Genomic DNA, 25,366 nt, shown 5'->3' with positions numbered 1-25,366 from the left:
CATGAATCTCGAAGGTGTCCTTTTCTTCCCCGTGACCCCCTTCGGCCCGGACGGCGAGCTCGCGCCCGGCGTGCTGGCCGACCACGTCCGGCGGGGACTCGAGCACCGGCCGGGCGGCGTGTTCGCCGCCTGCGGGACCGGTGAGTTCACCGCGCTGTCGGAGGCCGAGCACGCCGAGGTCGTCCGGGTGGCGGTGGAGACGACGGCCGGGGCCGCCCCGGTGTTCGCCGGGGCGGGCGGGCCGATCGGCGCGGCGCTCGCCCAGGCGCGGGCCGCCCGCGAAGCGGGTGCCGACGGGCTGCTGCTCATGCCGCCCTATCTCGTCCAGGGACCCGGTTTCCCCGAGTACGTACGGGCGATCGCCGCCGAGCTCCCGGTGATCATTTACCAGCGCGGGCCGATCGCGCTCGAACCGGAGGCGGCGGTCGAGCTGGCCGCGATCCCCGGTGTCATCGGGCTGAAGGACGGCCTCGGCGACATCGACCGGATGCAGCGGATCGTGCTGGCCGTCCGGGAGACGCACCCGGACTTCCTGTTCTTCAACGGGCTGCCGACCGCCGAGCTGACCCAGCCCGCCTACCGGGCCCTGGGCGTCGGCCTGTACTCCAGCGCGGTGTTCTGCTTCGCGCCCGAGATCGCCAACGCCTACCTGAACGGCGACGAACGGCTGATCACCGAGTTCTACGCGCCGCTGGTGCGGCTGCGCTCCAAGGTGCCGGGCTACGCGGTGTCGCTGGTCAAGGCGGGGGTACGGCTGCGCGGGCTGGACGTCGGCGCGGTCCGGCCGCCGCTGGTCCCGGTGGCGCCCGAGCACGAGGCCGAGCTCGAGGCGCTGATCAAGTCCGGACTCGCCCTGGTAGCGCCATGATCAAGGATTTGACGGTCACGCTGCGGTCGGTGCCCCTGGCCCGGCCCTGGGGCGCGGACGTGCCCTTCAACCACGCGCTGCTCGTCACGATCACGCTGGACGACGGGCGGCGCGGCACCGGGCTGGCGTGGACGCCGCAGATCGGGGCCCAGGCGGTCAAGGCCCTGCTGGAGCACGACATCCGCGACGCGGTGATCGGCCTGCCGCCGCATCCGGAGCTCGTGTGGGACCGGCTGTCGGCCCGTCTCGGCGAGGCGGGGCGGTCCGGGATCGTGCCGATCGCCCTGGCCGGGGTGGACCTCGCGCTGTGGGATCTGCGCTGCGGCGAGCGCCCGCTGGTCGAGGTCCTCGGCGCGCGGCGCGAGAGCGTCCCCGTCTACGGCAGCGGGATCAATCGCCACTACCCGCTGGAGGAACTCCGCGCGCAGGCCGAACGGTGGGTCGCCGCCGGATACACCGCGGTCAAGATCAAGGTCGGCCGCCCCTCGCTCGCCGAGGACGTCGAGCGGGTGGCGGCGGTCCGCGAGGTGATCGGCCCCGACCGGCTGCTGATGATCGACGCCAACCAGCGCTGGGACCTGCACCGGGCCCGGACCGCGCTGCGGGCCCTGGAGAGGTACGACCTGTTCTGGATCGAGGAGCCGCTGCCCGCCGACGACCTGGCCGCCCAGGTGGAGCTGCGGCGGAGCGTCGCCACCCCGATCGCGGTCGGCGAGAACGTCGCCACCGTCCACGGGTTCCGCGACCTGCTGACCGGGGGCGCCTGCGACGTCGTCCAGCCGAACCTGGTCCGGGTCGGCGGGATCACGCCGTTCCTGCGGATCGCCGAGCTCGCCCGCGCCTTCAGCGTCCCGGTCTATCCGCATCTGCTCACCGAGCTGTCGGGCCAGCTCGCCCTCGCGCTGCACCATCCCTCGATGGTGGAGAGGGTGGAGGACGCCACGCTCACCGATCTCGGGCTGCTCGCCCCGCCCTTTCCCGTGGAGATCACCGGACCGGAGCTGCGGGCGACCGGGGCACCGACGAGGTGGGCGCCGTGAAGCCGGTTCGAGTGGTGGTCGCCGGAATCCACGGCCACGGCCGCAACCATGTGGAGAACGTACGGCGGCTGGCCGCAGCCGGCCGGGCCGAGCTCGCCGGCGTCTGCGACACCCGGCCGGCGTCCGGCCTCGACGTGCCGTGGTCGACGGACCTGCCGTTGCTGATCGCCGAGACCGGGGCGGAGGTCGCGGTGATCGCGACACCGATCCACACCCACGCGCCGCTGACGGTCGCCGCCCTGCGGGCCGGGGCGCACGTGCTGCTGGAGAAACCCCCCGCGCCGTCGGTGGAGGAGTTCGAGCGGATCTCCGCCGCCGTGGCCGAGACGGGGCTGGCCTGCCAGGTCGGCTTCCAGTCGCTCGGCTCGGCCGCCGTCCCCGCGGCGGCCGGGCTGCTGGGCGAGCCGATCCGCGCCATCGGCGTCGCCGGAACCTGGACGCGCCCGTTCACCTACTACACGCGCGCCCCCTGGGCGGGGCACCGGCGGCTGGACGGCGTGGACGTCATGGACGGCGCGCTGACCAATCCGTTCGCGCACGCGGTGGCCACCGCGCTGGCCGTCGCCGGGGCCGACGCGGTCTCCTCGGTCGAGGGGATCGAGCTGGAGCTGTACCGGGCCAACGCGATCTCCTCCGACGACACCTCCAGCGCCCGGCTGCGCCTCGCCGACGGAACCGTCATCGCGGTCACCGTGAGCCTCTGCGGCGACCGCCGGACCGAGCCCTACCTGCATCTGCACGGCGAGACACGCTCCGCCCTGCTCTTCTACACCCTCGACGAGATCGAGGTGGACGGCGTCCGCACCGGCTTCGACCGGGTCGACCTCCTCGGCAATCTCCTGGCGCACATCAGGGAGGGCAAGGAACTGCTGGTGCCGCTGGAGCGGACCGGCGGCTTCACCCGGCTGCTCGACGAGATCCGGCGCGCGCCCGACCCGCTGCCCGTCGACGGCTCCCGCACGGAGCCGTCCCGGCTGGTGCTGCCGGGCATCGACGGCCTGGCCGTGCGCGCGGCGGCCGAGCTGAAGACCCTGTCGGAGCTCGGTTTCCCCGGCAGCCTCGCCTCCCGGCCGAGCACCTGGCCCGAACCGTCGCTGCGCGTCGGTTCGCGGGAGGTCGCGACCTACACCCGGCGGGGCGACCTCAAGCCGACGGACGCGCCGCGGCCCCACCTGCATCCGGTCCGGACCCTCGGCGGGACGCTCGTGACCGAGACCCAGCCCGCGGACCACGTGCACCACTTCGGGGCGAGCGTGGCGATCTCGGATGTCAACGGGGTCAACTTCTGGGGCGGCTCCACCTACGTACCCGGTACCGGTCCAAGGATCCTCCCCAACCACGGGCGGCAGCGACGGCGCTCGCTGCGCCCCGTGGACGGCGGCTTCGCCGAGCACCTCGACTGGGTCGGACCGGACGGCGCCGTCCTGGCCACCGAGGAGCGGACCCTCACCGCCCGCGCCCTGCCCGGCGCCTGGGCGCTGGACGTCGCCTTCACCCTGCACAACCGGACCGGCGAGCCGCTGTCGATCCAGAGCTCGGCCTGCAAGGGCCGGACCGGCGCCGGCTACGGCGGGTTCTTCTGGCGCGCGCCCAAGGACTCCCCCGGGCTGGACGTCTTCGCCGACGGCGCCTCCGGCGAGCGGGCGGTGCACGGCGGCCTCTCGCCCTGGCTCGCGCTCATCTCCGACGGCTGGAGCCTGCTGTTCGTGCAGACCCTCGGGCTCGACCCGTGGTTCGTCCGCGTCGCCGAGTACCCGGGCGTCGGACCGGCCCTGGCCTGGGACGCGCCGCTGACCGTCCCCGACCGGCTGGACCGCGCGATCACCGTCGTGGTCGCCGACGGGCGGCTCACCACCGAACGGGCCGCCGCCCTCGCCGCGGAGCTCGTCGTCTCCTGAGAACCTCCACCGCGGGGTGCCTCGACGGGGCGGCGCCCCGCGGCCGGAAAGGTCTCGCGCGAAGAGCTCCTCAACGGCTGCGTGAGCCGCTTCCCGCCTGATCTCCCCTGGTGGGGGTACGCGTGTTCCTGACTCTTCGATCGGAGGGGTCATCGCCGTGTGCTATAAATAATGAAGGTTCATTATTTAATGGGAGGGATCATGGCGGGACGGCCGCGCACGATCAGCGAGGAGCGCATCATGGTCGCGCTCGCCGCGGCGGTCGGGCGGGTGGGACCGGGCCGGTTGACGCTGGCCGACGTCGCCCGGGAGGCCGGGGTGTCGACGGGCGTGCTCGTCGGGCGGTACGGCAGCAAGCGCGACCTGCTGCTCGGATTCGTCCGGTGGGGCCTGGCGGAGAAGACGTTCGTCCAGCCGATGCGGGCCGCGTTCGAGTCCGCCGCCGATCCGGTGGAGGGGCTGATCCGCGCGGTGGTGCGCAGCGCCGGACCCGACACCGAACCGGAGGAGTTCGCCAACCACCTGGCGTTCCTTCACCTGGAGCTGGCCGACCCCGAGTTCCGCGAGCTGCTGGGCGAGCACGACGCGGCGGTCCGCGCCGAGCTCGCCGCCTGGCTGCGGTCGGCGGTGGCGAGCGGGCACGTGGCCACGGGCACCGACGTGGACGCGCTCGCCGCCGCCGTCGACTCCATCCGCAACGGCACCCAGCTCACCTGGGCGATGACCAGGTCGGAGCCGCTGGCCGAGGCGCTCCGCCGGGACCTGAGCACGCTGCTCGACCCCTACCGGCGCGACAAGGAGGACCGGTGACAGAAGAACCGGTGAAGAACAGACCGCTGACCGGACAGGTCGCCCTCGTGAGCGGAGCCACCCGTGGCGGAGGCCGGGGAACGGCCGTCCAGCTCGGCGCGGCCGGCGCGACCGTCTACGTCACGGGCCGCAGCACGGCGGCGGCGAGATCGCCGATGAACCGTCCCGAGACCATCGAGGAGACCGCCGACCTGGTGACCGCCGCCGGCGGCCACGGCATCGCCGTCCCCACCGACCATCTGGACGTCGCCCAGGTCCGCGAGCTGGTGGCGCGGATCGACCGCGAGCAGGACGGCAGGCTCGACATCCTGGTCAACAACGTCTGGGGCGGTGACCCGATGACGGTGTGGGACAAGCCATTATGGGAGCAGCCTCTCGAGGACGGCCTGCTGCTGCAGCGGCAGGCGGTGCACACGCACATCATCACCAGCTGGCACGCGCTGCCGCTGATGGTGGCCCGCCGCCGCGGTCTGGTCGTGGAGGTCACCGACGGCACCGCCGACCAGGACTACCGGGGCACCTTCTTCTACGACCTGGCCAAGGCGGGTGTCATCCGGGCGGCCCTGGCGCAGGCGGGTGACCTGCGGCCGCACGGCGTCACCGCCCTCGCGCTCACGCCCGGCTTCCTCCGGTCGGAGGCGATGCTCGACCATTTCGGCGTCATCGAGACCACCTGGCGCGACGGCATCGCGAAAGATCCCTACTTCGCGATGTCGGAGACACCCGCCTACCTCGGCCGCGCGGTGGCCGCGCTCGCCGCCGACCCGGAGGTGAGCCGCTGGAGCGGGCATTCGCTGTCGACCTGGCTGCTGGCCAAGGAATACGGCTTCACCGACGTCGACGGCTCCCGGCCGGACTGGGGCGGCTACTTCGGTGCGACCCAGCGCCAGAGCGGCGCCGTCGCCCCGGAGGACTACCGGTGACACCCGGATCGCGCCGGTCGCCGCTGAGGGGGTGCTCGCGTCCGTCGTTCTCGCGGCCGTGGCCGCGCCGGCCGCGCTCGCGGTGAGCCCGCGCCGCCGCGAGGCCGAACGCGGGAGCCCGCCGCGCGGGAGCCGCGGTGACGACCGCGCCGGTCGCGCCGGCTCACCGCGAGCGCTGTTCGGGCGCTGTTCGGGCGCTATTCGGGCGGAGGGTAGAGGTCGAACCCGTACAGGCCCTGGTCGCCGCCCGCGGCCAGGGCGAAGCCGCTGGGGAACCAGGCCAGGCAGTTGAGGCCCGCCTCGACCCGGGCTCCGGCGGCGGACGACTCGCCGTACCTGTCCCACACCCGGATGGTGCCGTCGTCGGAGCAGGTGGCGAGCAGGTTGCTGTCCGGGGAGATCGCCACGCCGCGGATCCTTCCCTCGCCGCCGGACAGCCTCGCCCGTTCCGTGCCGCCCGCCGACCAGACACGGGCGCCGCCGTCGTCGAAGCAGGCGGCCAGCCAGGTGCCGTCGGGGGCGATCGTCACCCCCCGGGCCGGTCCCGGGCAGCCCTTGAGCGAGGCCCGCGCCTTCCCGTCGGCTCCCCACAGACCGGCCGTCCCGTTGGCGGAGAAGATGGCGAACCATCTGCCGTTCGGCGCCACGGTGATCTCGCCGATGTCCTCCACCCTGTTCCTCAGGGTGGCGTACCTGCGGCCGTCCGGTTTCCAGAGCTGGATCTTCCCGTAGATGGACAGCGTCGCGAGCCAGCCGCCGTCCGGGGAGATGAGGAGGTGGGCCGTCGCCCTGACGTTCGCGACCAGGACGGCGCGCTCGGTGCCGTCGGCCCACCACACGCGGGCGGTGCCGTCTTCGGAGCAGGTGGCCAGCCAGGTGCTGTCGGGAGCGATCACCACCTCGCGCACCGGCCCGGTGTGACCGGCCAGCACCGCCCTCCTGCTGCCGCCCGCGCCCCACAGCCGTACGGTCCGGTCGGCCGACCAGGTGGCCAGCCAGGTGCTGTCGGGGGCGATCACCACTCCGCGCAGGCGTCCCGCGTGCCCCGTCGGGATGGCCCGCCTGCGGCCACCGGCGCCGCGTATCCGGACGACGTGGTCGGCCGACCATACGGCCAGCCACGTCTTGTCCGGCGAGACCGCGCCGTGGTGGCTGTTCTCCAGGGGAACGGTGAGGGTCGCCCCTTCTATCCTGTCCTCGTTCCAGAGTTTCACCGACCCGTCACCGGAGTGCGTGGCGATCCAGCTCCCCTCGGGGGAGATCGTCACCTGGCGCACCGTCCCGGTCCGGCCCCTGCGGCTCTGCCGCGCGGTGCGCTCCGACTGCCAGATCCGGATCGTCCCCTCGTCGGAGCAGGCGGCCAGCCAGCTGCCGTCCGGCGCGATCACCACCTGACGAACCGCCCCCGCATGACCCGTCAGAGCGGCCCGCTCAGCACCGTCGGCCTCCCACAACCGCACACTCCGATCACCGGAGAGCACAGCCAGCCAGCTGCCGTCCGGCGCGATCACCACCTGACGAACCGCCCCCGCATGACCCGTCAGAGCGGCCCGCTGCCTGCCGTCGGCCTCCCACAACCGCACACTCCGATCACCGGAGAGCACAGCCAGCCAGCTGCCGTCCGGCGCGATCACCACCTGACGAACCGCCCCCGCATGACCCGTCAGGACGGCCCGCTGCCTGCCGTCGGCCTCCCACAGCCGCACCGGGCCGGTGGACGCCCAGGTGGCCAGCCACGAACCGTCGGGAGAGATCCGCATGCCCGATCCCGCCCCGGTGTGTCCCGTCAGGACGGCCCGCTCGACGCCGTCGACTCCCCACAGGCGCACGCTCCCGTCTCCGGAGAGGGTCGCCAGCCATGAACCGTCAGGTGAGACGGCTATTTCGGAGACCTTGCCGATCGGCCTGTTCCGGCCGGAGACCTTCTCGTCCTCCTGGCTCCAGCCGCGCATCCTCAGGACGTCTTTCAGGCGTCGCGGCTTGGTTCTCACCCGGACCCGGCTCCTGAGGACCAGCCGTCTCTTCCCGCCGGGACTCCAGAGAGCGACCCCTCCCCTCGCGGAGCGGGTCGCCAGCCACGAACCGTCCGGCGCGGCCACCAGCCCGGCGAGCTTTCCCGTCCCGCTTCGCAGGGTGGCCCGCCTGCTCCCGTCGGGATTCCAGAGGCGGCCCTTCCCGCTCGCGGAGAGGGTCGCCAGCCACGACCCGTCGGACGCCGCCACCATCGCGGCGAGCTTTCCCACCCCGGTGCGCAGGACGGCCCGCTCGGCGCCGCCAATCCCCCATATCTGCACCCTCCTGCTCCCGGAGCGGGTCACCAGCCACGAACCGTCCGGCGCGACGACGACCTCGTGCACCGGCCTGCCGTGGGTGGCCAGCGTCGTCCGGGTGGTGCCGTCGACCTTCCAGATCTGCGCGCCGCCGTCGCGGGCGTGCACGACGAACCGCGACCCGTCCGGTGTGATCGACACCTGGTTGAGCCGTCTCGTCGCCGAGGTCAGGGTCCGCAGGAGGCAGGTGGCGCCGTCGTCGGGCAGCGGCCAGCGGGCTCTCAGGAAGGTGGTCTTGTTCTCCTGGCTGTAACGCTCGACCGACGCCCGCATCGGCGGGAACGCGTAGAGGCGGGCCAGCAGGTTCGCCGTGGAGACGGCGTCCGACTCGAAGGGGGTCAGCAGGTGGGCGCTGCGGTCGATCAACCGGCGGACCCCGGCGACGGAGCGGGAGGTCGACAGGGCCAGGTCCGCCTCCGCCGCGGCCACCCCGAACGCGCGTACCCGGGCGACGAACCACCGCACGTCGTGCAGGAGCGACTCCAGCTCCCGGTATCTCCTCGCCTCGGAGAGGTGGAACAGCAGGTGGTCCCAGAGGTAGGGCACGGTCTGGGGCAGCCTCCACCATTCGGCGTCCGCCGTGAGGTCGTCGTCGGGTATCAGGTTCCTGGCCTCGTCGAGGAGGTCGCGATTGGCGGCCTCGACGTGCTCCTTTCCCAGGCCGCCCTCCGAGCGGACGGCGGAACGGACGACGTCGTGGATCGTGATCGACGGCGTCGTTCCCCTCGCGTGACGTCTGCTGACCAGCGAGAGGTCCTGGAGCCTTCCGCAGAGCCGCTCCGCCTGCTTGGACGTGAGTCCCGCGGTGCCCCGCCAGAGAAGCTCGACGACGGTGACCGGTATCTCGGCGTCCTCGGGGAAGACGCCGAGTTCCAGGAAACGGGCGCGGTCGAACGCGCCGAGGGCCTCGAGGCTGTGCTCGACGGTGGCGAGCACCGCGGTCTCCCTCTGGGAGGCGACGGTGACGTCCAGGACGGCGGGTACGGTCCGGCCCAGCCGCTCGGCCGCCCGGCGTGCGGCGACGTCGGCGTTCGTTCCCGCGCCGTGCTCGTCGCGCAGCCGCGCGTTGACGAGGAACAGCAGCAGCGGCCATCTCCCCGTCAGGCCGACCAGGTCGCTGACGACCCCGGGATTCATCGGCGGCAGCCCCCGGCTCAGCACCTGGACGGCCACCCGCGGCGCCATCTCGTCGACGATCATCGCGATCGCCTTCGGGGGCAGTGCCCGGGGCAGCCGGGTCGTCACCAGCACCCGGGACCGCGCGGCCGCGGCCAGGAACGGGCGCAGTTGCCTGAGGCTCCACACGTCGTCGACCACCAGCAGCACGCGGCCCCGCTCCGCCAGGGCCTCGGCCATCCGGTGACCGGCCTGCTCGGGGCTGGAGAACTCCGGCCGGACGCCCAGCACGGCCTCCGTGACGTCGTTGGCGAGCGCCGCGATGTCGGCACCGGCGCGGTCACGGCCCACGGTGACCCATATGACGCCGCCGCCGAACCGTTTACGCACCTCGTCGCTGTGACACGCCTCCACGGCCAGAGAGGTCTTGCCGAACCCGCCCGCCCCGGCGAGACCGGTGGTCAGCCCGACCGTGCCCGAGCCCCTCATGGTCAGGGTGGAGACCACCTCGTCCAGCTCGGTTCTCCTGACCCAGCCCGGCTGCCTGTCCGGCACCAGGAAGAGCCCGCCGCGCGTGCGTGACTCCCTCAGTTTCGGCGTCAGCCATGTCAGCAGGACGACGAGGGAGGCGGTTAATCCGAAAATCACGACCCATTCGATCCGGTGCTCGACGACCGTGTCCGGAAGATATTCTTCGACCATTCGCACCGGAAGTCCGACCAGGATTCCCAAAACCACCAGAATCGCCGTGGCGACATCGGTGATTCTTTTTGTGCGACGAGTCACCGCCCACCCCTACAGTGCCGACCCCTGCCCCGACGGGCGCCGGGAACCCTGGACGCACGATATCTGTTCCCCATTGCCGTTGAGTTGAATCACCGAGGTTTCGGCAATTAAAGCGCATACGAAAAGCCGTGTTGCACACTTTGAGCTGCTATGTCCACGACGTCGCGCCCGCCATTCCGGCTCCCATTCAAGGGAGATCCTTTTTCGTGACACCGCGGTCGCCCTTGGTGACCTCTTTCGAATCATCCGAGGAGGGGACGCCAGGAAAGGTGCCGGAACGACGAAACCGCCCCCGCACCCACCGGGGCCGGAGACGGCGGGGGACGCCGCCGGGCCACGGGGGCGCGGGAACGGTTCGGGCCTGACGGGTCCAACGGGCCAGACCTCTGCCATCGGACCTGGCCGGACCTGGCCGGACCTGGCCGGACCTGACTGGACCTCACGGATCCGGCCATGTCCGGTTATGGCCAGCCAGATCGGATCGCGGATCAGCGCTGCAGGTCGACGCAGGAGTAGAAGGCGTTGGCGGTGTCGGCGATGTTCCAGACGGCGAGGACCTTCAGACGGCCGGTCCTGCCACCCAGGTTCACGTTGTGCGAGACGGTGGCGCCGGGCTGCCTGCCGCCGTCGTTGAACACCGCGATCCGGGTGTTGCCGATGAAGTACTCCCACGTGCTGGTGGCGTGGCGGGCGGTCAGCACCCAGTTGAAGGTGACCGAGTTGCCCACGCTCGTCGCTGGCCAGCCCTTGCTCTCGTTGCTGAGCTGCGAGAACCGGGCGACGTTTCCGTGGCAGTTCTTCAGGCCCTTGGGACCTTCCACACTCTGGGGCTCGTAGATGATGTCGCCGCAGCCGGTGACCCGGCCCTGGGCGCACATGGCCTGACGGCTCGGCGGCGACGAGATGTAGCCGTGCGCGTTGGCCGGTGACGCGATGAACACGGTCGAGGCGACGGCGATGATCGCCATCGCGAGGAAGGTGACCGTTCTGCGCATGTCCTGCTCCTTCGCTGGGGGTGACTCGAATATAAAAGAAAGTTTCCTAACAGTAAATATTCGAGTCAGGAAAGATTCGGTGGCCTGTCAGGCGCGACGACCCCTTCGGCCGGGCCCCGGGAGCGGCGGTTCTCACGGTTGGCCGCCCGGTCGCTCTTTTCGGGGATGACGGCCCTGATGTGGCGCCGGCCAGATAGCCGCGGTTGTCGCCGGAGGAACGGGAGGGAGCAGGCCTGTCGGCGGCCGCCGCGGCAGGACGGGTACGCGGGCGGCCGGACCTTGATACGAGCCAGGACGGCGCGAAACCGCGCGCTGTCCCCGTTTGCCCCACGGTCCTTGCCCCACGGTCAGGACGAAGGACAGCAGACGACATCGCCGGTCGACCGGCAGGTGGACCTGCCGGTCACCACCCCGAGAAAGGCCGGGCTGCCCACGGGCAGCGGCCCCGGCGATCATCGTCTGCGAAGGAGGTGCGCCCGAGCTCGGCGCAGACCGTGTGGACGGCGCCGACTCGGGCGGCCGGCAGGTGGGTGTGCTCGCGCGGCGGGAAGGTCTCCCCCGGCCGTTTCGTGAACCTGGAACGGATCACCATCGGGACCCGGTGGACGTCTCCCGAAGGGGCGCCCCCTACGGAACTCTCGCGACCATGCCGAAGACGCCGGGTTTCGCGAGGTCGGGGATGGGGTCGAAGTCGTCCTCGGGGCGCCAGCCCTGGACGGGGACGATGCCCGGAGCCAGGAGCTCCAGGCCCTCGAGCCACGCGGCCATGTCCGCGCGGGTGCGACCGACGACGGCTCCCTGACGGGTGCGGCCGTACAGCTCCTGGCCCTTCTTCGCCAGGTCTCCGGTCAGCTCGCCGGGGTGGCCGTGGGAAATGGCCACGTAGCTGCCGGACACCAGCGGGCGACGGATCTCGGCGACGATGCCGGCCACCTCCTCGTCATCGGGGATGAAGTGCAGGACGGCCAGCAGTAACACTCCCACCGGCTGGGTGAAGTCCAGGTAGTCGTGGACCGTGGGGTGCCGCAACAGGGCGGCCGGGTCGCGGATGTCGGCCGGGACGACCACCGTGCCGGGGTTGTCGGCGAGCAGCGCGCGGGCATGGACGAGCACCACGGGATCGTTGTCGACGTAGACCACCCGTGAGCTCGGCGCCGCGCGCTGGGCCACCTGATGAACGTTCTCCTGCGTCGGCAACCCGGCGCCGATGTCGAGGAACTGGCGGACGCCCGCGTCGACGAGGGTGCGCACGGCCCGGCTCAGGAAGGCACGGTTGGCCCTGGCGTTCTCGCGCGCGTTCGGCACGGACTGGAGCACCATATCGGCGGCTTCGCGATCCGAGGCGAAGTGGTCCTTGCCGCCCAGCAGGTAGTCGTATATGCGTGCCGCGCTCGGCACGGTCAAGTCCACGCCCGGTATATCCATGGACGAAAGGTTAATGAATCAAGCTCCTTCATCGGCGTTTTTCGCGCAAAGGCCGGACATCGGCCCCCGGCCGGCCGAGCGAGGTCTGCGCGCTCGCCAGGAGTCAGCCGTTCCGGCATGCACGACCTCGGCCGAACGTAGAGGCGCTCGATCAACGATCTTCCGCACCGGCCCGCCTGGTGACGCCGCGACGCAGGGCCCCGGCAAGCCACGAGGCCGGCCCCTGCCTCCGAGGCTCGATCATGTGGCTGAAGCTCCTCACCCCAGCCACATGATCGAACCTCTGGACAGGCTTTAGACCGCTTCCGCGCGGACACGCAGGGCGGCCTGGACCATGTTCCTGAGGCTGGCCTCCGTCTCCGGGTAGCCGCGGGTCTTCAGGCCGCGTACGCAGGGCGGTTTCGATGTAGGCCGCGCGGTCGGCCCGCCGCAACGGCAGCAGCTCGCACAGCGCGGGCTCGTCGACCTGGATGGTCCTGATACCCGCCGCCTCCAGGTCGCGGGTCTCGTCGCGCAGGGCCAGCGCCACCTGCCTGGTGGTCTTGCCCGGCGGCTGGTCGTCGCGGACGAAGGACCAGTCCAGCATGGTCACCGGGCCGGTCAGCATGCCCTTGACCGGCTTCCTCGTCCGCGAGTGTGCGTAGGAGGCCCAGCGCACCGTCATCGGCTCGGGATGGGAGACGTCGCCGAACAGGATCGGCGGGCGGACGTAGCGGCTGCCGTACGACTGCACCCAGCCATGCTTGGTGGCGGCGTAGCCCTCCAAGCATCTCCACGAAGTACTGGACCATGTCGTTGCGCTCGGGCTCGCCGTGCACCAGCACGTCCAGGCCGATGTCCTCCTGCAGCGCGATGACGCGGTCGATCTCGGCCTCCATCCTGCGCTCGTACCCGGCCTTGTCGATGTCGCCCGAGCGCATGGCGGCGCGTGCCCGGCGCACCTCGCCGGTCTGCGGGAAGGAGCCGATGGTGGTCGTGGCCAGCACCGGCTCGTCCAGCTACACCTCGGCCACCCCCGCCGCGGCCATCCGTTCCAGCAGCTCGGCGTAGGTCTCCAGCAGGCCGTCCAGCAGCCGCAGCGGTGCGAAGCCGGGTTCGGTGGACTTGGCCAGCAGCAGGAACGACCGCGGCCCGACCAGCACCGGCCGGGTCTCGACGCCCAGCCGCCGCGCCTCGGCGTGCTCACCCAGCGGCTTGCTCCAGTCGAGCCGGAACCGGGTGCCGGGACCAAGCTCCGGAACCAGGTAGTGCTAGAACATGCACAGAGGCCCTATTAAACCGGAGGTGCTCGTGCCGAAGCCGACCACGCTGCCAGAGGGAACGGACCTGGTCCCCGTCGTGTCCTACGCTCGCATCTCGGCCGACCTGCGCGGCGACGAACACGGGGTGCAGGACCAGCACCGGGTGAACCGCCAGACGGCCACACGTCACGGCTGGACCGTGGTGCACGAGTTCACCGACAACGACAAGTCAGCCGCCAAGGCCGACGTCTACCGCGACGACTTCGAAGCGATGCTCAAGGTTCTCAAGGGCGGGAAGCTGCCGGACGGCAGAGAGGTCCGGGGCGTCGTCATCATCGCGGAGGATCGGCTGGCCCGTCGTCCCGGCGACTACGAACGGTTCGTCGAAGCGATCACCTACCGGGACGGGCGGGTCTTCGCCGACGCCAAGCAGTCCAAGGACCTCTACAGCGAGGACGTGGAGAGCATGGGCCTGTTCGGCGCGGTCATCTCCAAGATGGAGGTCCGCAAGATGCAACGCCGGATGCGCAGCTCCCATCAGGCGCGGGCACTCCAGGGCAAGGTGGTCGGCGGTCCTCGTCCGTTCGGCTGGAAGGACGACCGGATCACGGTGGAAGAGCCGGAAGCGGCCTTGCTGCGGCAGGCCGCCCGTGACTTCGCCGGGGGCACGTCGCTCTACGCCATCGTCATGGACTGGAGGCGGCGGGGGGTCAAGACCCCTCGGGGCAACGACTGGCAGATGCGCACGCTCAGCTCGGCACTGGCCAAACCGCGCATGTGCGGCTACCGGGAGCTGCGCGGCGAACTGGTCCGCGACGCGAGCGGCGCCCCGATTCTCGGGGAGTGGCAACCGATCCTCACTCCTGAGGAGTGGCTGGCCGTGCGGGACATCCTCGACAGCCGCAAGGGGCACAGCGTCAAGCGAGGCGGCGTCGTGGGCGCTCCTCTCCCTCTGGACTACCGGGAGCACCGCTACCTGCTGACCGGTGTGCTGCGCTGCGGTCGTCCCGTCGCGGGCGGGGGCGTGTGCAACGTACCGCTGAGGACCAAGAAGACGAAAGACCGCAAGCGACACATCTACTTCTGTCCCGGCCAGGACGTGGGCGGCTGCGGCGGAGTCTCACGGCGCGGGGACCTGGTCGACTTCGCCATCTCGGAACTCGTGCTCGGTCAGATGGAACTCGCCCAGTACACGGACGTGGATGACACTCCCCTGTGGACCAGGGAAGAAGAGCTCACCGAGGTAGAGGAGCAACTGGAGGAACTGACCCGGCAGTGGCGGGCGCGGAACATCTCCAACAACCTCTACTTCCGCAACGCCGCTGACCTGGAAGGCGACATCGCCCGACTGCGGGCGGAGAAGAACAAGATCACGGGACGGGCGGAACGCCAGCGGGCGAGCATGGTCACCGACATCAAGGAGATCCGGCGGCGCTGGTACCTCCCGGAAGCGGAGGGCGGGCTACCGCTGTCGCGGAAGCGGGCGCATGTCCGGGAGATGCTTCACGCGGTGATCGTGCATCCGGCGGGCAAGGGGCGAGCCACCTTCAACCCCGATCTCCTTGAACCGGTGTGGATGGAGTAAGACGTCCTGGGACGTCCTCGCCCCCAAGGGAGCTGAACACCTGACCGACAGGTGACAGCTCCCTTACTTGTTGCCCTTGACGATCAGATGCAGCCGTACGCAGCCGGACGTCACTGGACGCAGTCGGACGCCACCGGACGACAGGGGACGACTCGGAAGACGTCCCGGCGGAAATTCCCGCACGCATAATTTCCCGTCCGCCGTGGCAAAATGACCATAGATAATTTCCCCCGTCTTTCGGGAAGCAGCGAGAGACCAGACGCGACACATCCGAGCGCAGTACGCCACCGGGCGCCACGAAGACGAGAGCCGTTCCGCTGGGGGACCCGGCCAGCGGTAGGCCAGCACTACAGGCGGCGCTCACTGGTTCACCGTCGCGCGACCTCGACACTCCATCGATCTCGCTGACGAGTGCCGTTCCTCCGCAGTCATGTCATTTCCGCATGCCTGCCGATGGCACCTGCCTTTTCCCGAAATGGCGTGGGAACTCCGCAGAGAGAAAGGAGTCCTTTGGTACCTCCCGAACTGGTGCCGCACGCCGCGCTTGTACGGGAGTGGTCCAAGCGCAAGATCGCCGAGTCGCCTCGGTGGTCATCCGAGAAATGGCGACGTATCGCCGCCATCCACGGCATCGAGCTGGCCGACGGGCCGACCCGTGCCGAACCCCCGTCCCTCGAAGCCGGGAGGGGTGCCGCGTGAACCCGGCCCCCTCCTTCGCCCCTGACATCCTGGCCGCGATGCAACGTGCGGCCATGCCCGACTTCGCCCGGTGGCAACGCATGGTCTACGCCACCGGGGGCTGTGCCCAACCGGTCCGCCTACACGGTGAACGCCTGACCTTCGACGGCACAACCGGTGAAATCCTCGACGTCTACCGGACGACCGACGAACCGACCGGCTTCCTGCTCACCGCCTGCGGCAACCGTCGCGCGTCCCGGTGTCCGGCCTGCTCGGCGGTCTACAAGGACGACACCTACCACCTCATCATCTCCGGCCTGCGCGGCGGCAAGGGCGTCCCCGAAGACGTGGGCGGCCACCCCCGGGTGTTCGCCACCTTCACCGCTCCGTCCTTCGGCGCGGTCCACGCTCACCACACGGGCAAGGACGGCAAGACCCTGCCCTGCCGTCCCCGGCGCGACTCCCCTACCTGCCCCCATGGCCGCTATGAAGGCTGCGGCAGGCGTCACGAGCGCGATGACCCGCAAGTAGGGCAACCGCTCTGCGTGGACTGTTACGACTACCAGGGCGCGGTCTTGTGGAACGCTCATGCGGGAGAGCTGTGGCGCCGCTTCACCCAGGCACTCCCCGCTGTCCTGGCTCGGCAGCTCGGCGTGCCTCGTGCTCACCTACGTGAGGTGCTGCGGCTGTCGTACGCCAAGGTCGCCGAGTACCAGGCGCGCGGCCTGGTCCACTTCCACGCGGTGATCCGCCTCGACGGCCCGGACGGTCCGGCCTCCCCTCCGCCGGACTGGGCAACCGTTCCGCTGCTGGACACCGCGATCCGGCAAGCCGCCGCACAGGTCGTCGTCCCGGCCTCCAAGCAGTCGCCGGACGCTCCTCCGCCGGTCCTGCTGCGCTGGGGTGATCAGCTCGACGTGCGACCGGTCTACCTCTCCACCGATCTGGACGGCGTGAGTGACCAGCGGGTGGCGTCGTACGTGGCCAAGTACGCGACCAAGGGAGCGGAGTCCGCGGGGACGGTGGACCGACGCATCCGTGACGCTCGGGACATCCCCCGACTGGACGTGACCGAACACGCCCGACGCATGATCCTGACCTGCTTCACCCTGAACCGCCTGCCGCAATACCGGCTGCTCCCGCTGCGGCATTGGTCGCACATGCTGGGGTACCGGGGCCACTTCTCCACCAAGAGCCGCTACTACTCCACGACCCTCGGCGAGCTACGCCGGACCCGTGCCGACTACCGGGCCGCGCAAGCTCGGATGCTCCTCGGTCTGCCCGACCCTGCCGAAGAGACCACGCTCACCCTGTCGGAGTGGCGCTACGCCGGAAGCGGCCACCGACACGGCGAACCCTTCTGGGCGGAACTGGCTCGGCAACGCATCGCCACTGCCCGCAAGATCGCCAAAGAACGTGCTCATCCTGAAATGGAGTGATCTCATAAGGATGCGTTCCAGTCGTCTGGAAGCCGTCTTCGCTCTTCTGTACCGGATCCGGGGAAGTGATCTAGGCTTGACCGCATGACTGACTACCTTCAGGTTTCAACCACAGTGGACAGCCGTGATGCGGCGATGAATCTTCTCAGATCTGCCGTCCGTGCGAAACTGGCAGCATCGGGCCAAGTCTTCGGGCCTGCGCAGTCTGTTTTCTGGCATGAGGGAAAAATGGGCGAAGGGGAAGAGTGGCAGATCTTCCTGAGGACGACTGTAGAGCGCTACCCGGACTTGGAGGCACATTTGCTATCCGAGCATCCGTGGAACAATCCTGAGGTGACCTTCACATCGATTGACGGTGGGTCGGCTCCTTACTTGGAATGGCTGAGCAAGACGACGGCATAGCCATGCGGTCGAAAAGTTCGGCGACAGATGGCAGTGATCTGTGATCCTCAAGGCACTCAAGAACGGCGCTGACACGCTGGCGTGGACGAATTGACGCGACATCCATGGAGAGGCTCAGCGACTGACCCAGAGCGGCGGATGCGCGTTCGATCTCCCCGGCATCTAGATACGCTTCCGAAAGCCAAGTCGTATAGAGGGACTTGTCTCGGGCGTGGGTGTCTTCGTACTTCGAGAGAGCATCCTCAAGAACGGCGATGGCCTTAACAGGTTGATTCAGCGCGACCCAGCACCGCCCCGTCATGATCTGAAGTTCGAGCCGGTCAACCCAGAGCGCCCAATCTGGATTCGGCTCGCCACTGCTCTCCTCAAGTGCCCTACCGGCTTCTTCGAGGGCTCTTTCGACCTCGACCTGGTATCTCTGCCCTTCAGACGCATACGCCCATGCCGCTCGCTCCAGCAGGAGTGCCCTGACCGCAGGGGGAGTCCCTCGCTCCGCTACCCGGCACGAAGCATCCGCTTCCTGAATCCCCGGAGAGCCATAACTCACTTTCTGATAAGCGAGGAACGCTAGCGAGTTGGCAAGAAGGGCGGTGTCTCCGGCATCGGTAGCGGCCGACAGGCTTTTCTTGAAAAGCTGCCTCGCTCTCTTGGCCCATCCTGCGTCGAAGGCAGCCCATCCTGCCTGCTGCGCTTGCTCGCTGACCACGCTTAGCAGCGCTCTTCCCGTCTTCTCCGTATAACTGGCCTCGTTGACGAGTGTGCTCGTTCTCTCAAGCTCGGCAGCATAGAGAGGATAGGTTTCGGCGCCACCTAGATAGTCGTCGATTCGACGTAGCCGCGCAATGCGCTTGCGAAGCGAAACGACAAGCTCGTCATTGACGCGTCGCCCCTGAGGAAGACTCTCAAACGGTACGGGAATAGCGGCAATGCTCACAGTCGCCACGGACGCACCGAGAAATTCTCTGCGTAGCACATCATCCTCCGGCTCAGTGCGTGACATGCTTTCCGCGCCGAACAGTGCGTTCTCGTCCAGGTCGAAAGCGCGGCAGTAAAGCAGCCGGTATGGATCCCTCGGCTTATGCCTGCCCGCTTCCCAGTCTTTGATCATGCGAGTGACGGAATCCCGTCCCGGCATACGGCTACGCGTGCGTTCATCAGCCAGATCGGTCAACGCTCGGGCCATTTCCCGCTGAGTCCACAGCCGGTTACGTCGTTCGGCGCGTAGCCGTCGTGCCCAAGCTGGAACGTCACGCATCGCGTTACCTCTGGAGATAGGGGTCTGCGTCTCTCCCTCAGTCTCCCCTATTCCCCTTCCGCTGAGCCTCTTACTCCTCTTCTCTCCCCTGGTCTCCCCTGTCCCGCCCTATCTCCGCGTGCTGGTGGGGCGCTGTCATGGGAGGACCGCGAAAAAGCGGAACCCGCAGGCGCGGTCACGCCGTACGGGTTCCTTGATCGCACACTGGAGGTGCGACCCATGGACAACTGTAGAGCCGTCCCCCCTGTCGTTGACGAGGCGACGGTGGAGAGCCACGACAAGGCGCTGGCGGTGGTTCAGCGGCTTCTCATCGAGCGGGGAATCCGTGCTCACCGTCATCACACGATCAGCCTGGGGCTGTTCGCCAACAGTGAGGCCGCCTGGCCCGACCAGCCTCCGCTCCGGTCGTGGATGGAGCGACACCCGCCGGAACTGACCGTGAAGGGTCCGCAGGGCTGGCGCGTGGCCACGGTGACCATGGGGCCGCGCTCGGGCTGCTACCTGGTGTCCATCCGTAACAGCGCCGACCTTCAGACCGTCAGGCAGGAACAGCCGGAAAAGGTGGTTGACCTGATCCTGGCCGCTCGGGGGACTTGACCGTGCACGGCTGGGTCATCCTGGGCGATGCGGCTACGAAGCGTGTCAACGGCCAAGAGATCATCATCACTGCCGGTAGGTCAGGCAACCTCGGGGCGGCTATCAGGGCTTGGGAGGACAACGAACGTCACCGGATGGCGCACGAACTGGGAAACCTCGGTCGCCTGGTCAACGATGCGTTGGACCGGCTACGGCAGGCTAGGGACATTTGACGGCAGCGGGATAGGTCCCTCTTGCTGTTGGTGACCATGTCATCCGGTGGCAACCCGACCCGAAGCACAGGGCCGCCAGGCCCGCGCATCGGAAGCGGGGCGGCAGAGGTGTTACTCCCACTATTCGAGCGTCCCTGATGAACACGAGCGGAGCGGCCGGCGCAATCCGAAGGACCCCGAAGGGGCCGCGTAGCGGTTGGGCCGGTGGTCGGAGCGGGCGGCAGTGCGTTCACGGTCGGCGCGATGTTCAGTACGGCGGGCGGGCTGGTGCGGCGGGCGGCGGGGTCCGGCCGTCCGCGCCGGGCGGGCGCGGGACGGGACCGGCCTCCAGGCCGCATGCCCGATCCCGATGTCCGCCCGGCACGGACGGGCGTGCCGCGCCGTACGGCGGCGCGGAGCACTGACGCTTCAATAATGCAGATAAACCTGCGCTCTCTTCGTCCAACCTCGGGAAAGGGAAGCCTCACAGCAGCGTGACCATCCGCTTTTCAGGCGGACCAATCACGCTGGTGGGGTAGCGAAGACCGTGGTCAGAGGGTGGTGGACGGTAGCCGAAGTGAGTCCATGCGTGGGGACGTTGCTATTAGCGCTGCTGTCACCTCAGCCATGGTCACCGGTGGCAAGCCCCGACGAAGGAGGGGCTTGGCGTCGATCGCCCCAGCAGCCAACCCCCTTAGCTGGTCTCAGCTTTGGCCTGAGAGCGGGGTCTATTCCCCAGTTGACACAAGGTCGACTCAGACAAGGTGTCCGTCCTGTGGGGAGCTCAGAGTGACATTGGAGCCAGTCATGATGTGTTTCAACAGCCATCGTTCGTGTGCTGTATGAAAGAGATCAGGTATCTGTCTTCCTCTACACATTGGGGCCGATATGGACGGCGGCATCGTAGCGATCCTCACTGGAATCGTTGGAGTAGCGGGCACACTCGGAGGCGCGCTTGTCGGCAGACGAGGTGCGGTCAAGGTGGCTTCGGCGACGAGCGATTCCAACCACGAGTTGGCGCGCCAGGCAGCCCGCCGCCAAGCTTATGTTGCGCTCGGCACGGCCGCGTTTCGGTTCGGTCGTAAGGTGGTTGACATCCAGCAGATCATGGACAAGCGCTGGGCCGGATCGCGTCCTACTCATGTAGCTGTGCCGACTGAGGAGTATGCCGCGCTGGATGCCTGCCTGGACGAGGTGGCACATACTGCCATAAACGTTCAGCTACATGGACCGGTCGAGCTTTTCGATATGGCTTGGGATGTCTACACTGCTTGTCAACATGTTGAGAGGGCTCTCGCGAAATACGGAGTGGTCAGCAAATCTAGTCTGGAAGAGGTTAAAGGGGCGCTGGAGACCGCCATGAATGAGGCGTCCCGGGCGCGTGGAATCTTCTTGAGCAACGGGCGCGCTCATCTGGAGGGAAAATCGGTGCCACTTCAAGCCAAGCCGACCCACGAACCACAAAACGCGATAGGGACCAAGGCTAAAGCGCTTCCACGAAGCCGCAGCGCTCACGAGTAGTATCCGGCGCAGGTCCGGGTCACAGGCATCAGCCATAGTTCATTCGATGGCAAGCCGACCCGGAGCGCAGGGCCGCCAGGGCCCGAGCACCGGAAGCGGCGCGACAGAATGACCGTCTGCTTGTAGGCGGAGCAGCACTCCATTAAGGATGGGGGGAATGCACCGCCAAAGTGCGACTAGAAGGTAATATGTGGATACCAAGACAAAGGAGATGCCTGCCCCCTGATCCCGGCCCAGGATGCACTCTGACGCTATAGAACTCGCATTCTCCTGGCATCAAAGTGCGAAATATGCGTTACTCTGGAGAGTATAATTTATCGCTGAGCGCTAGATTATGACGCAGGACAATTTGCCCTTTCTTTTTATCCGTGATGGATTTCAGCTTTATCCACGTATCGCCTTCGTATGCAACCTTAAGATCTATGCCACAATTGACATCTAATAAAAAATTCAGTATTCGCGACTTCGAAGGGCCATTGGGCCATTCAACTTGCAGGTTGACGCCATCCTGAAGGCGACCGTCCCAAATATCGACCCATGCGGGAATCGGGTTACCGGACGTACGAAAAATGTTCAAACGCCTCAGAATACCACTGCACATCCATGAACTCTTAGAGTGATCTGCAGCAAAGAACTGAGCTGCTGAACGCTCGGCTTGAGTCCAAGAGTTCGGTGACGCATTCCATATGTGATATGCATCATCCAAAACTCTAAGAAACTTATCTAGTAGGTCTCGCCAATCACTCCTCTTCATCGCATAATCGATGACTCGGACATACGCCGCCCCCTCCTCTCCTTTGCGGTGCAGAAGGAGGCGATCCCCCCGGCCACAGATAGAGGCCCGGAGGCCCTCTATCCCCATGACGTTGTCATCCTCCGGCCCTTCAGCGTATGGCAGAAGCGAAGGTATCAGCGCTGAAAGTTGCTGACGTCGAACATCAAGCACGATCGAATCAATTCGCGGATGAACGCTGGAGATGAGCATCAAATTACCCGTCTTTTCGTCGTCATCCGATGGACTACCATAATCCCCTATGATATAGGCCGCCCCATTTAAGGCCAGAAGGATTTCCGTCTCCAACAATGCCTGCTGGCTCGTAGCTGCCGGGATTGTGGCAACGCTAGCGCCAAGCTCGCGAAGAGCTTGCAGCGATGCGCTGTACCGCTCCCCCGTATATAGCGCACGTTTTTCTGCAGCTCGCGTGAGATTTTTATCCTGACTCATCAACGAATCTCCAGACCAGCGCAGCGGTCGAGAATATCGCGGCTCCACCGGTGGAGTAGGCAAATTAGGGCCCTGCCGTCACTGCTCCTGCTCTTGAATAGCGGCAGAATGACCAGAGCGGGAGCAACAAGAATCACGACCAGCAACAAAGGCACATGGGCAGCAACCACAAGGATGACACGAGCCCATACAGAGTTCAGAAGAGTGGTTGCCGTACCAGGAGGCAACAAAAGGGGCTGGGAAGCCATTTGACTCCGATCAAAACTACCCGGCCCTAGTCGTAATCGATGAGATGGCAGATCTTCCCGCTAACTGAGACTCGGTGTTTGTCCGCCCGCCAGAAGAATGACCGGGTTTTCTAGCGCAGACTGCCGACCGATGACGCCATTCCGGATGCTAGCACAACGATACGCAGAGACAGTCGATATTCTGATCACCCCACACCCCGTCGATCCACCGCGTAGCGGCAGAAGGCAGACGACGAAGCGACAAGTACGGCCTCTTGTGTCCGTTCCACGGTCATGTGTTGCCCTGCGGTCAGCCGGAGTTTGATGGAAGAAGTTGATCTGCGGGACCTTCCTGGCAGTTCGTGCGTGGGCGGTGCTGGCCGCGACCGGCCGAAGAGCCGCAGCGCGGCCAACGACCGCCCACGCGCGCAGGCCGCCGCAGGCGGACTGCCTTGACCAAGTAATGAAAATCCTCGCGGGTCGACCCGCTAACGCGATCTCGATCATGTAGCTCAAGGACCTATCTGGCCCGTTGCCCAGACGTTCTGGCAGCTCAGAGCATCGATCGCTCAATGAGCCGCTACGCCGAGCGCTCTCCGGCGAATAGTTGCCTTTGCGACTGAACTAGTGGTAGTTGGTGTCGAACCACTTGGTCATCTCCAGCGGCGCCGCCCCCTCGGCACCGCGGGCCATCGCGAAGTACGGGTCCGCGGCCCCGGAAAACCGCTCGGGCACCGCGCCCACCATGACGGTGGTGTCCAACACGTGGTCATACAGGGAAAAGGTGTTGGACGGCACCGCGTCCAGCCCCGCCCCCGACAGCTACCGCGCAACGAGCATATGCCAGAGGCGGCCTCCCCCAGCAGCCCCCGGCCGGCTGGAGGGAACCTGCCCGTTCCACGGACGCGGGCTCTCCTCCCCCATGAACCATGGAGTGACTTCGCAAGGATGCGGTCCAGTCATCCGGAAGTCGCGTTCACTCTTCTGCACCGGATCCGGAGAGGTGATCCAGGCTCGGCCGCATGACCGGCCACTTTCGGCGTCTTGCCGCCATTCTCGGGTTCTGACATTTTGTTCGTCGTGTCCACCGATCTACCGGCCGAAACACCGAGCGCATTCCAGGAACCGCCGCGACCTCCGGGACCCTTCCCGCCCTTTCCTTCGGCTCCCGTCCAGTCGCGCCGAGCGGCCGGTCGCGTGTCCCGGACCGGCGGCTACATCCTTGCCTCGGTCGTCCACCTTTTGGCACCGGCCTTCCTGGTCACCGGCGCATACCTGGTCACTCGTCTGACGATAACCGGCATCCTGTTTGGCCTTGTGGCCCTGGACCTCGCCTGGCTGCTGCGTCCCCGCCCTGCCCCCTTCCCTGCCTCGGCCATACCCCTCACCCGTTCAGATGCTCCCCATCTGTACGCCCTCGTTGACCGCATCGGCGAGGAGCTGCGGGCCCCCCGAGCAGACCTGATCGCCATCAGCGGTGCGGTCAACGCCTCATTCCGTACCTATGGCTGGCGACGCAGCCGTTTGGTGGAGCTCGGCTACCCACTCTGGCTGATCCTCACCCCGCAGGAACGCGTCGCCCTCCTGGCCCACGAAATGGCCCATTCCAGGAACGGCGACGCCAGACATGGCCTCGTCGTCGGCAGTGCCCTGTACTCGCTCCACGAGCTCCGCATCGTCACCGGCTTCGGGTGGCAACCCGGTGACGGCGTGTCCGCTCTCATCACCGAGTGCCTCCTCGCGATCCTGGGCGTTCCCGTCCGCGTCTTGATCTTCCTGCTGGAATTCTTGCTGAACCGCTCTTCTCAACACGCCGAATACCGTGCTGACGAGATGCAGGCCCAGGTGGCCGGTTCCGCGGCCGCCGCTTCGCTTCTGGACGTCTTGATCACCCGGACGCGCTCGGTCGGCAGCTTCCTCGCGTCCAGCGCGGTGGCCGTCGAAACCGGGAACCTGTGGGCGGCTCTCCGATCCCATGTGGACGCCGTTGCCGAAACCGAGCTCGAACGACACCGCGAGTTTGCCCGCGTCGAGAAGACAGGGGTCGACACGACCCATCCGCCGACGTACCTGCGCATGCAACGCGTGCTGGCACTGCCATACCTGGCGCCCAGGGTGTCCGCCGCAAGCTCGGAGCAGATCGAAGGAGAACTCGACAAGGCGGCTGGACGCGTGGCGCGGCGTTTGAGGGAGGATGCCCAGTCCGCCCACTATCGGTAAGCCTGACGGATAGGAATCCGCCAACCGTCATCACGCGATCCCGAAGGCGGTGTTCGGCTTCACCTTCACAGCCCCGACAGCTCCCGCCACACCCGCTCGCGCAGACCGGCGGCCGTCTCCCCCAGACCGGCGGCATCGACCCGCCCGGCCCAGTAATCCTCCGTCGCCCGCTTCAACTCGCGACGGCCCCCGATACGGGGATAGCCCAAAACGGTCGTGGTGACCTGACTCACTCGGCGGCAGGACCGCGGGGCAGTGGTCGGTGGAAGCGCTGGTGTCCAGCACGGCGATCGAATCAAGGAAAGTGGCCAGGACCGGCCGGGTTGTGAGGCCGAGCTCTCCGGTCAGGACGATCGCCGACGTGGCGTCTCCGACGGGAACCAGCCGTATCAAGAGCCGCATGTCCCTGGTGCACCTCCCGCTCTGCTCAGGCCGCCTACGTGGCAGACCTGGTGGAACGGGGCCGTAATACGGTTCGGCAGCCGGCTGGTCATGTCCTGGGGTTCGGCCCGGGCAAGAAGAGTTCGCAATCGTTTCGTCACCCAGCGGATCACCGGAACAGGCCGTCCAGGTTTACAGTGCGTCCAGTCAAGG

19 protein-coding genes and 2 pseudogenes are annotated in these 25,366 nt (G+C 67.7%); 12 read left to right on the top strand and 9 right to left on the bottom strand.

Going from position 1 to position 25,366, the window contains the following annotated elements:
• The first annotated feature begins 1 nt into the window (after position 1).
• The 5 genes from ACTOQ2_RS28115 (at position 2) to ACTOQ2_RS28095 (ending at position 5,539) form a co-directional block, all read left to right on the top strand.
• Positions 2–868 carry a 5-dehydro-4-deoxyglucarate dehydratase gene (locus ACTOQ2_RS28115; protein ID WP_440103549.1) on the top strand — a complete coding sequence of 289 codons (867 nt, stop codon included), beginning with the start codon at positions 2–4 and terminating at the stop codon, positions 866–868.
• Positions 865–1,908 (top strand): mandelate racemase/muconate lactonizing enzyme family protein, encoded by a 1,044-nt coding sequence (locus ACTOQ2_RS28110; RefSeq protein ID WP_440103547.1) that lies wholly within the window; start codon positions 865–867, stop codon positions 1,906–1,908. The genes ACTOQ2_RS28115 and ACTOQ2_RS28110 overlap by 4 nt, the downstream gene beginning before the upstream one ends.
• Positions 1,905–3,806: a DUF6807 family protein gene (locus tag ACTOQ2_RS28105; protein WP_440103545.1), complete on the top strand. Its 1,902-nt coding sequence runs from the start codon at positions 1,905–1,907 to the stop codon at positions 3,804–3,806. The genes ACTOQ2_RS28110 and ACTOQ2_RS28105 overlap by 4 nt, the downstream gene beginning before the upstream one ends.
• A 201-nt stretch (positions 3,807–4,007) precedes the next feature.
• The gene (locus ACTOQ2_RS28100; RefSeq protein ID WP_440103544.1) at positions 4,008–4,616 is read left to right on the top strand and encodes a TetR/AcrR family transcriptional regulator; all 609 of its coding nucleotides are present in this window, start codon (positions 4,008–4,010) and stop codon (positions 4,614–4,616) included.
• Positions 4,613–5,539: an SDR family oxidoreductase gene (locus ACTOQ2_RS28095; protein ID WP_440103543.1), complete on the top strand. Its 927-nt coding sequence runs from the start codon at positions 4,613–4,615 to the stop codon at positions 5,537–5,539. The genes ACTOQ2_RS28100 and ACTOQ2_RS28095 overlap by 4 nt, the downstream gene beginning before the upstream one ends.
• 197 nt (positions 5,540–5,736) lie before the next feature.
• Here ACTOQ2_RS28095 and ACTOQ2_RS28090 read toward each other — a convergent pair whose 3' ends face one another.
• The 5 genes and pseudogenes from ACTOQ2_RS28090 to ACTOQ2_RS28070 form a co-directional block, all read right to left on the bottom strand.
• On the bottom strand, positions 5,737–9,633 hold the full coding sequence (locus tag ACTOQ2_RS28090) for an NB-ARC domain-containing protein (RefSeq protein WP_440103542.1): 3,897 nt from the start codon (positions 9,631–9,633) through the stop codon (positions 5,737–5,739).
• A 626-nt stretch (positions 9,634–10,259) separates the two neighbouring features.
• A complete protein-coding gene (locus ACTOQ2_RS28085) occupies positions 10,260–10,766 on the bottom strand; it encodes a lytic polysaccharide monooxygenase auxiliary activity family 9 protein (RefSeq protein ID WP_362690702.1) in 507 nt (168 codons plus the stop codon).
• 627 nt (positions 10,767–11,393) lie between these two features.
• Positions 11,394–12,191: an SAM-dependent methyltransferase gene (locus tag ACTOQ2_RS28080; RefSeq protein ID WP_440103540.1), complete on the bottom strand. Its 798-nt coding sequence runs from the start codon at positions 12,189–12,191 to the stop codon at positions 11,394–11,396.
• A 391-nt stretch (positions 12,192–12,582) separates the two neighbouring features.
• Positions 12,583–13,174: pseudogene (locus ACTOQ2_RS28075) on the bottom strand (5-methyltetrahydropteroyltriglutamate--homocysteine S-methyltransferase); the annotation flags it as partial.
• Positions 13,175–13,189: 15 nt separating this feature from the next.
• Complete coding sequence (locus ACTOQ2_RS28070) at positions 13,190–13,381, bottom strand: hypothetical protein (protein ID WP_440103727.1); 192 nt, start codon at positions 13,379–13,381, stop codon at positions 13,190–13,192.
• Positions 13,382–13,475: 94 nt separating this feature from the next.
• Here ACTOQ2_RS28070 and ACTOQ2_RS28065 point away from each other — a divergent pair, with 94 nt between their 5' ends.
• The 4 genes from ACTOQ2_RS28065 (at position 13,476) to cutA (ending at position 17,536) form a co-directional block, all read left to right on the top strand.
• Entirely contained in the window at positions 13,476–15,017 is a 1,542-nt protein-coding gene (locus tag ACTOQ2_RS28065) for a recombinase family protein (RefSeq protein ID WP_440103538.1), read from the top strand.
• 510 nt (positions 15,018–15,527) lie between these two features.
• Positions 15,528–15,716 (top strand): hypothetical protein, encoded by a 189-nt coding sequence (locus ACTOQ2_RS28060; protein ID WP_440103536.1) that lies wholly within the window; start codon positions 15,528–15,530, stop codon positions 15,714–15,716.
• Complete coding sequence (locus ACTOQ2_RS28055; RefSeq protein ID WP_440103535.1) at positions 15,713–17,134, top strand: replication initiator; 1,422 nt, start codon at positions 15,713–15,715, stop codon at positions 17,132–17,134. Before ACTOQ2_RS28060 ends, ACTOQ2_RS28055 begins: the two co-directional genes overlap by 4 nt.
• Before the next feature lie 84 nt (positions 17,135–17,218).
• Positions 17,219–17,536: a divalent-cation tolerance protein CutA gene (gene cutA / locus ACTOQ2_RS28050; RefSeq protein ID WP_440103533.1), complete on the top strand. Its 318-nt coding sequence runs from the start codon at positions 17,219–17,221 to the stop codon at positions 17,534–17,536.
• On the opposite strand, the gene ACTOQ2_RS28045 is transcribed toward cutA, so the two are convergent.
• Entirely contained in the window at positions 17,475–18,644 is a 1,170-nt protein-coding gene (locus ACTOQ2_RS28045; protein ID WP_440103531.1) for a hypothetical protein, read from the bottom strand. The genes cutA and ACTOQ2_RS28045 overlap by 62 nt on opposite strands.
• A 366-nt stretch (positions 18,645–19,010) precedes the next feature.
• Between ACTOQ2_RS28045 and ACTOQ2_RS28040 the strand changes: the two genes are divergently transcribed.
• Both ACTOQ2_RS28040 and ACTOQ2_RS28035 read left to right on the top strand, forming a co-directional pair.
• Positions 19,011–19,388, top strand: coding sequence for a hypothetical protein (locus ACTOQ2_RS28040; protein ID WP_440103530.1), 378 nt, complete (start codon positions 19,011–19,013; stop codon positions 19,386–19,388).
• Between the two features lie 1,079 nt (positions 19,389–20,467).
• Complete coding sequence (locus tag ACTOQ2_RS28035; protein WP_440103529.1) at positions 20,468–21,100, top strand: hypothetical protein; 633 nt, start codon at positions 20,468–20,470, stop codon at positions 21,098–21,100.
• A gap of 295 nt (positions 21,101–21,395) precedes the next feature.
• Here the strand turns inward: ACTOQ2_RS28035 and ACTOQ2_RS28030 are convergent, their stop codons facing one another.
• Both ACTOQ2_RS28030 and ACTOQ2_RS28025 read right to left on the bottom strand, forming a co-directional pair.
• A complete protein-coding gene (locus ACTOQ2_RS28030; RefSeq protein WP_440103528.1) occupies positions 21,396–22,325 on the bottom strand; it encodes a hypothetical protein in 930 nt (309 codons plus the stop codon).
• 854 nt (positions 22,326–23,179) lie between these two features.
• Positions 23,180–23,374 (bottom strand): annotated as a pseudogene (locus tag ACTOQ2_RS28025) (hypothetical protein); the annotation flags it as partial.
• Between the two features lie 375 nt (positions 23,375–23,749).
• Between ACTOQ2_RS28025 and ACTOQ2_RS28020 the strand changes: the two are divergent.
• Entirely contained in the window at positions 23,750–24,772 is a 1,023-nt protein-coding gene (locus ACTOQ2_RS28020) for a M48 family metallopeptidase (RefSeq protein ID WP_440103527.1), read from the top strand.
• A gap of 65 nt (positions 24,773–24,837) precedes the next feature.
• Here ACTOQ2_RS28020 and ACTOQ2_RS28015 read toward each other — a convergent pair whose 3' ends face one another.
• Positions 24,838–25,005, bottom strand: coding sequence for a hypothetical protein (locus ACTOQ2_RS28015; protein WP_440073803.1), 168 nt, complete (start codon positions 25,003–25,005; stop codon positions 24,838–24,840).
• Positions 25,006–25,366: the final 361 nt, after the last annotated feature.

Origin of the sequence: Streptosporangium sp. H16 (assembly GCF_051918855.1) — a bacterium.
In the GTDB taxonomy this organism is placed as follows: Bacteria; Actinomycetota; Actinomycetes; order Streptosporangiales; family Streptosporangiaceae; genus Streptosporangium.
Note: the sequence above shows the minus strand (reverse complement) of the source record. Positions and strands in the feature narration are given on the sequence as shown.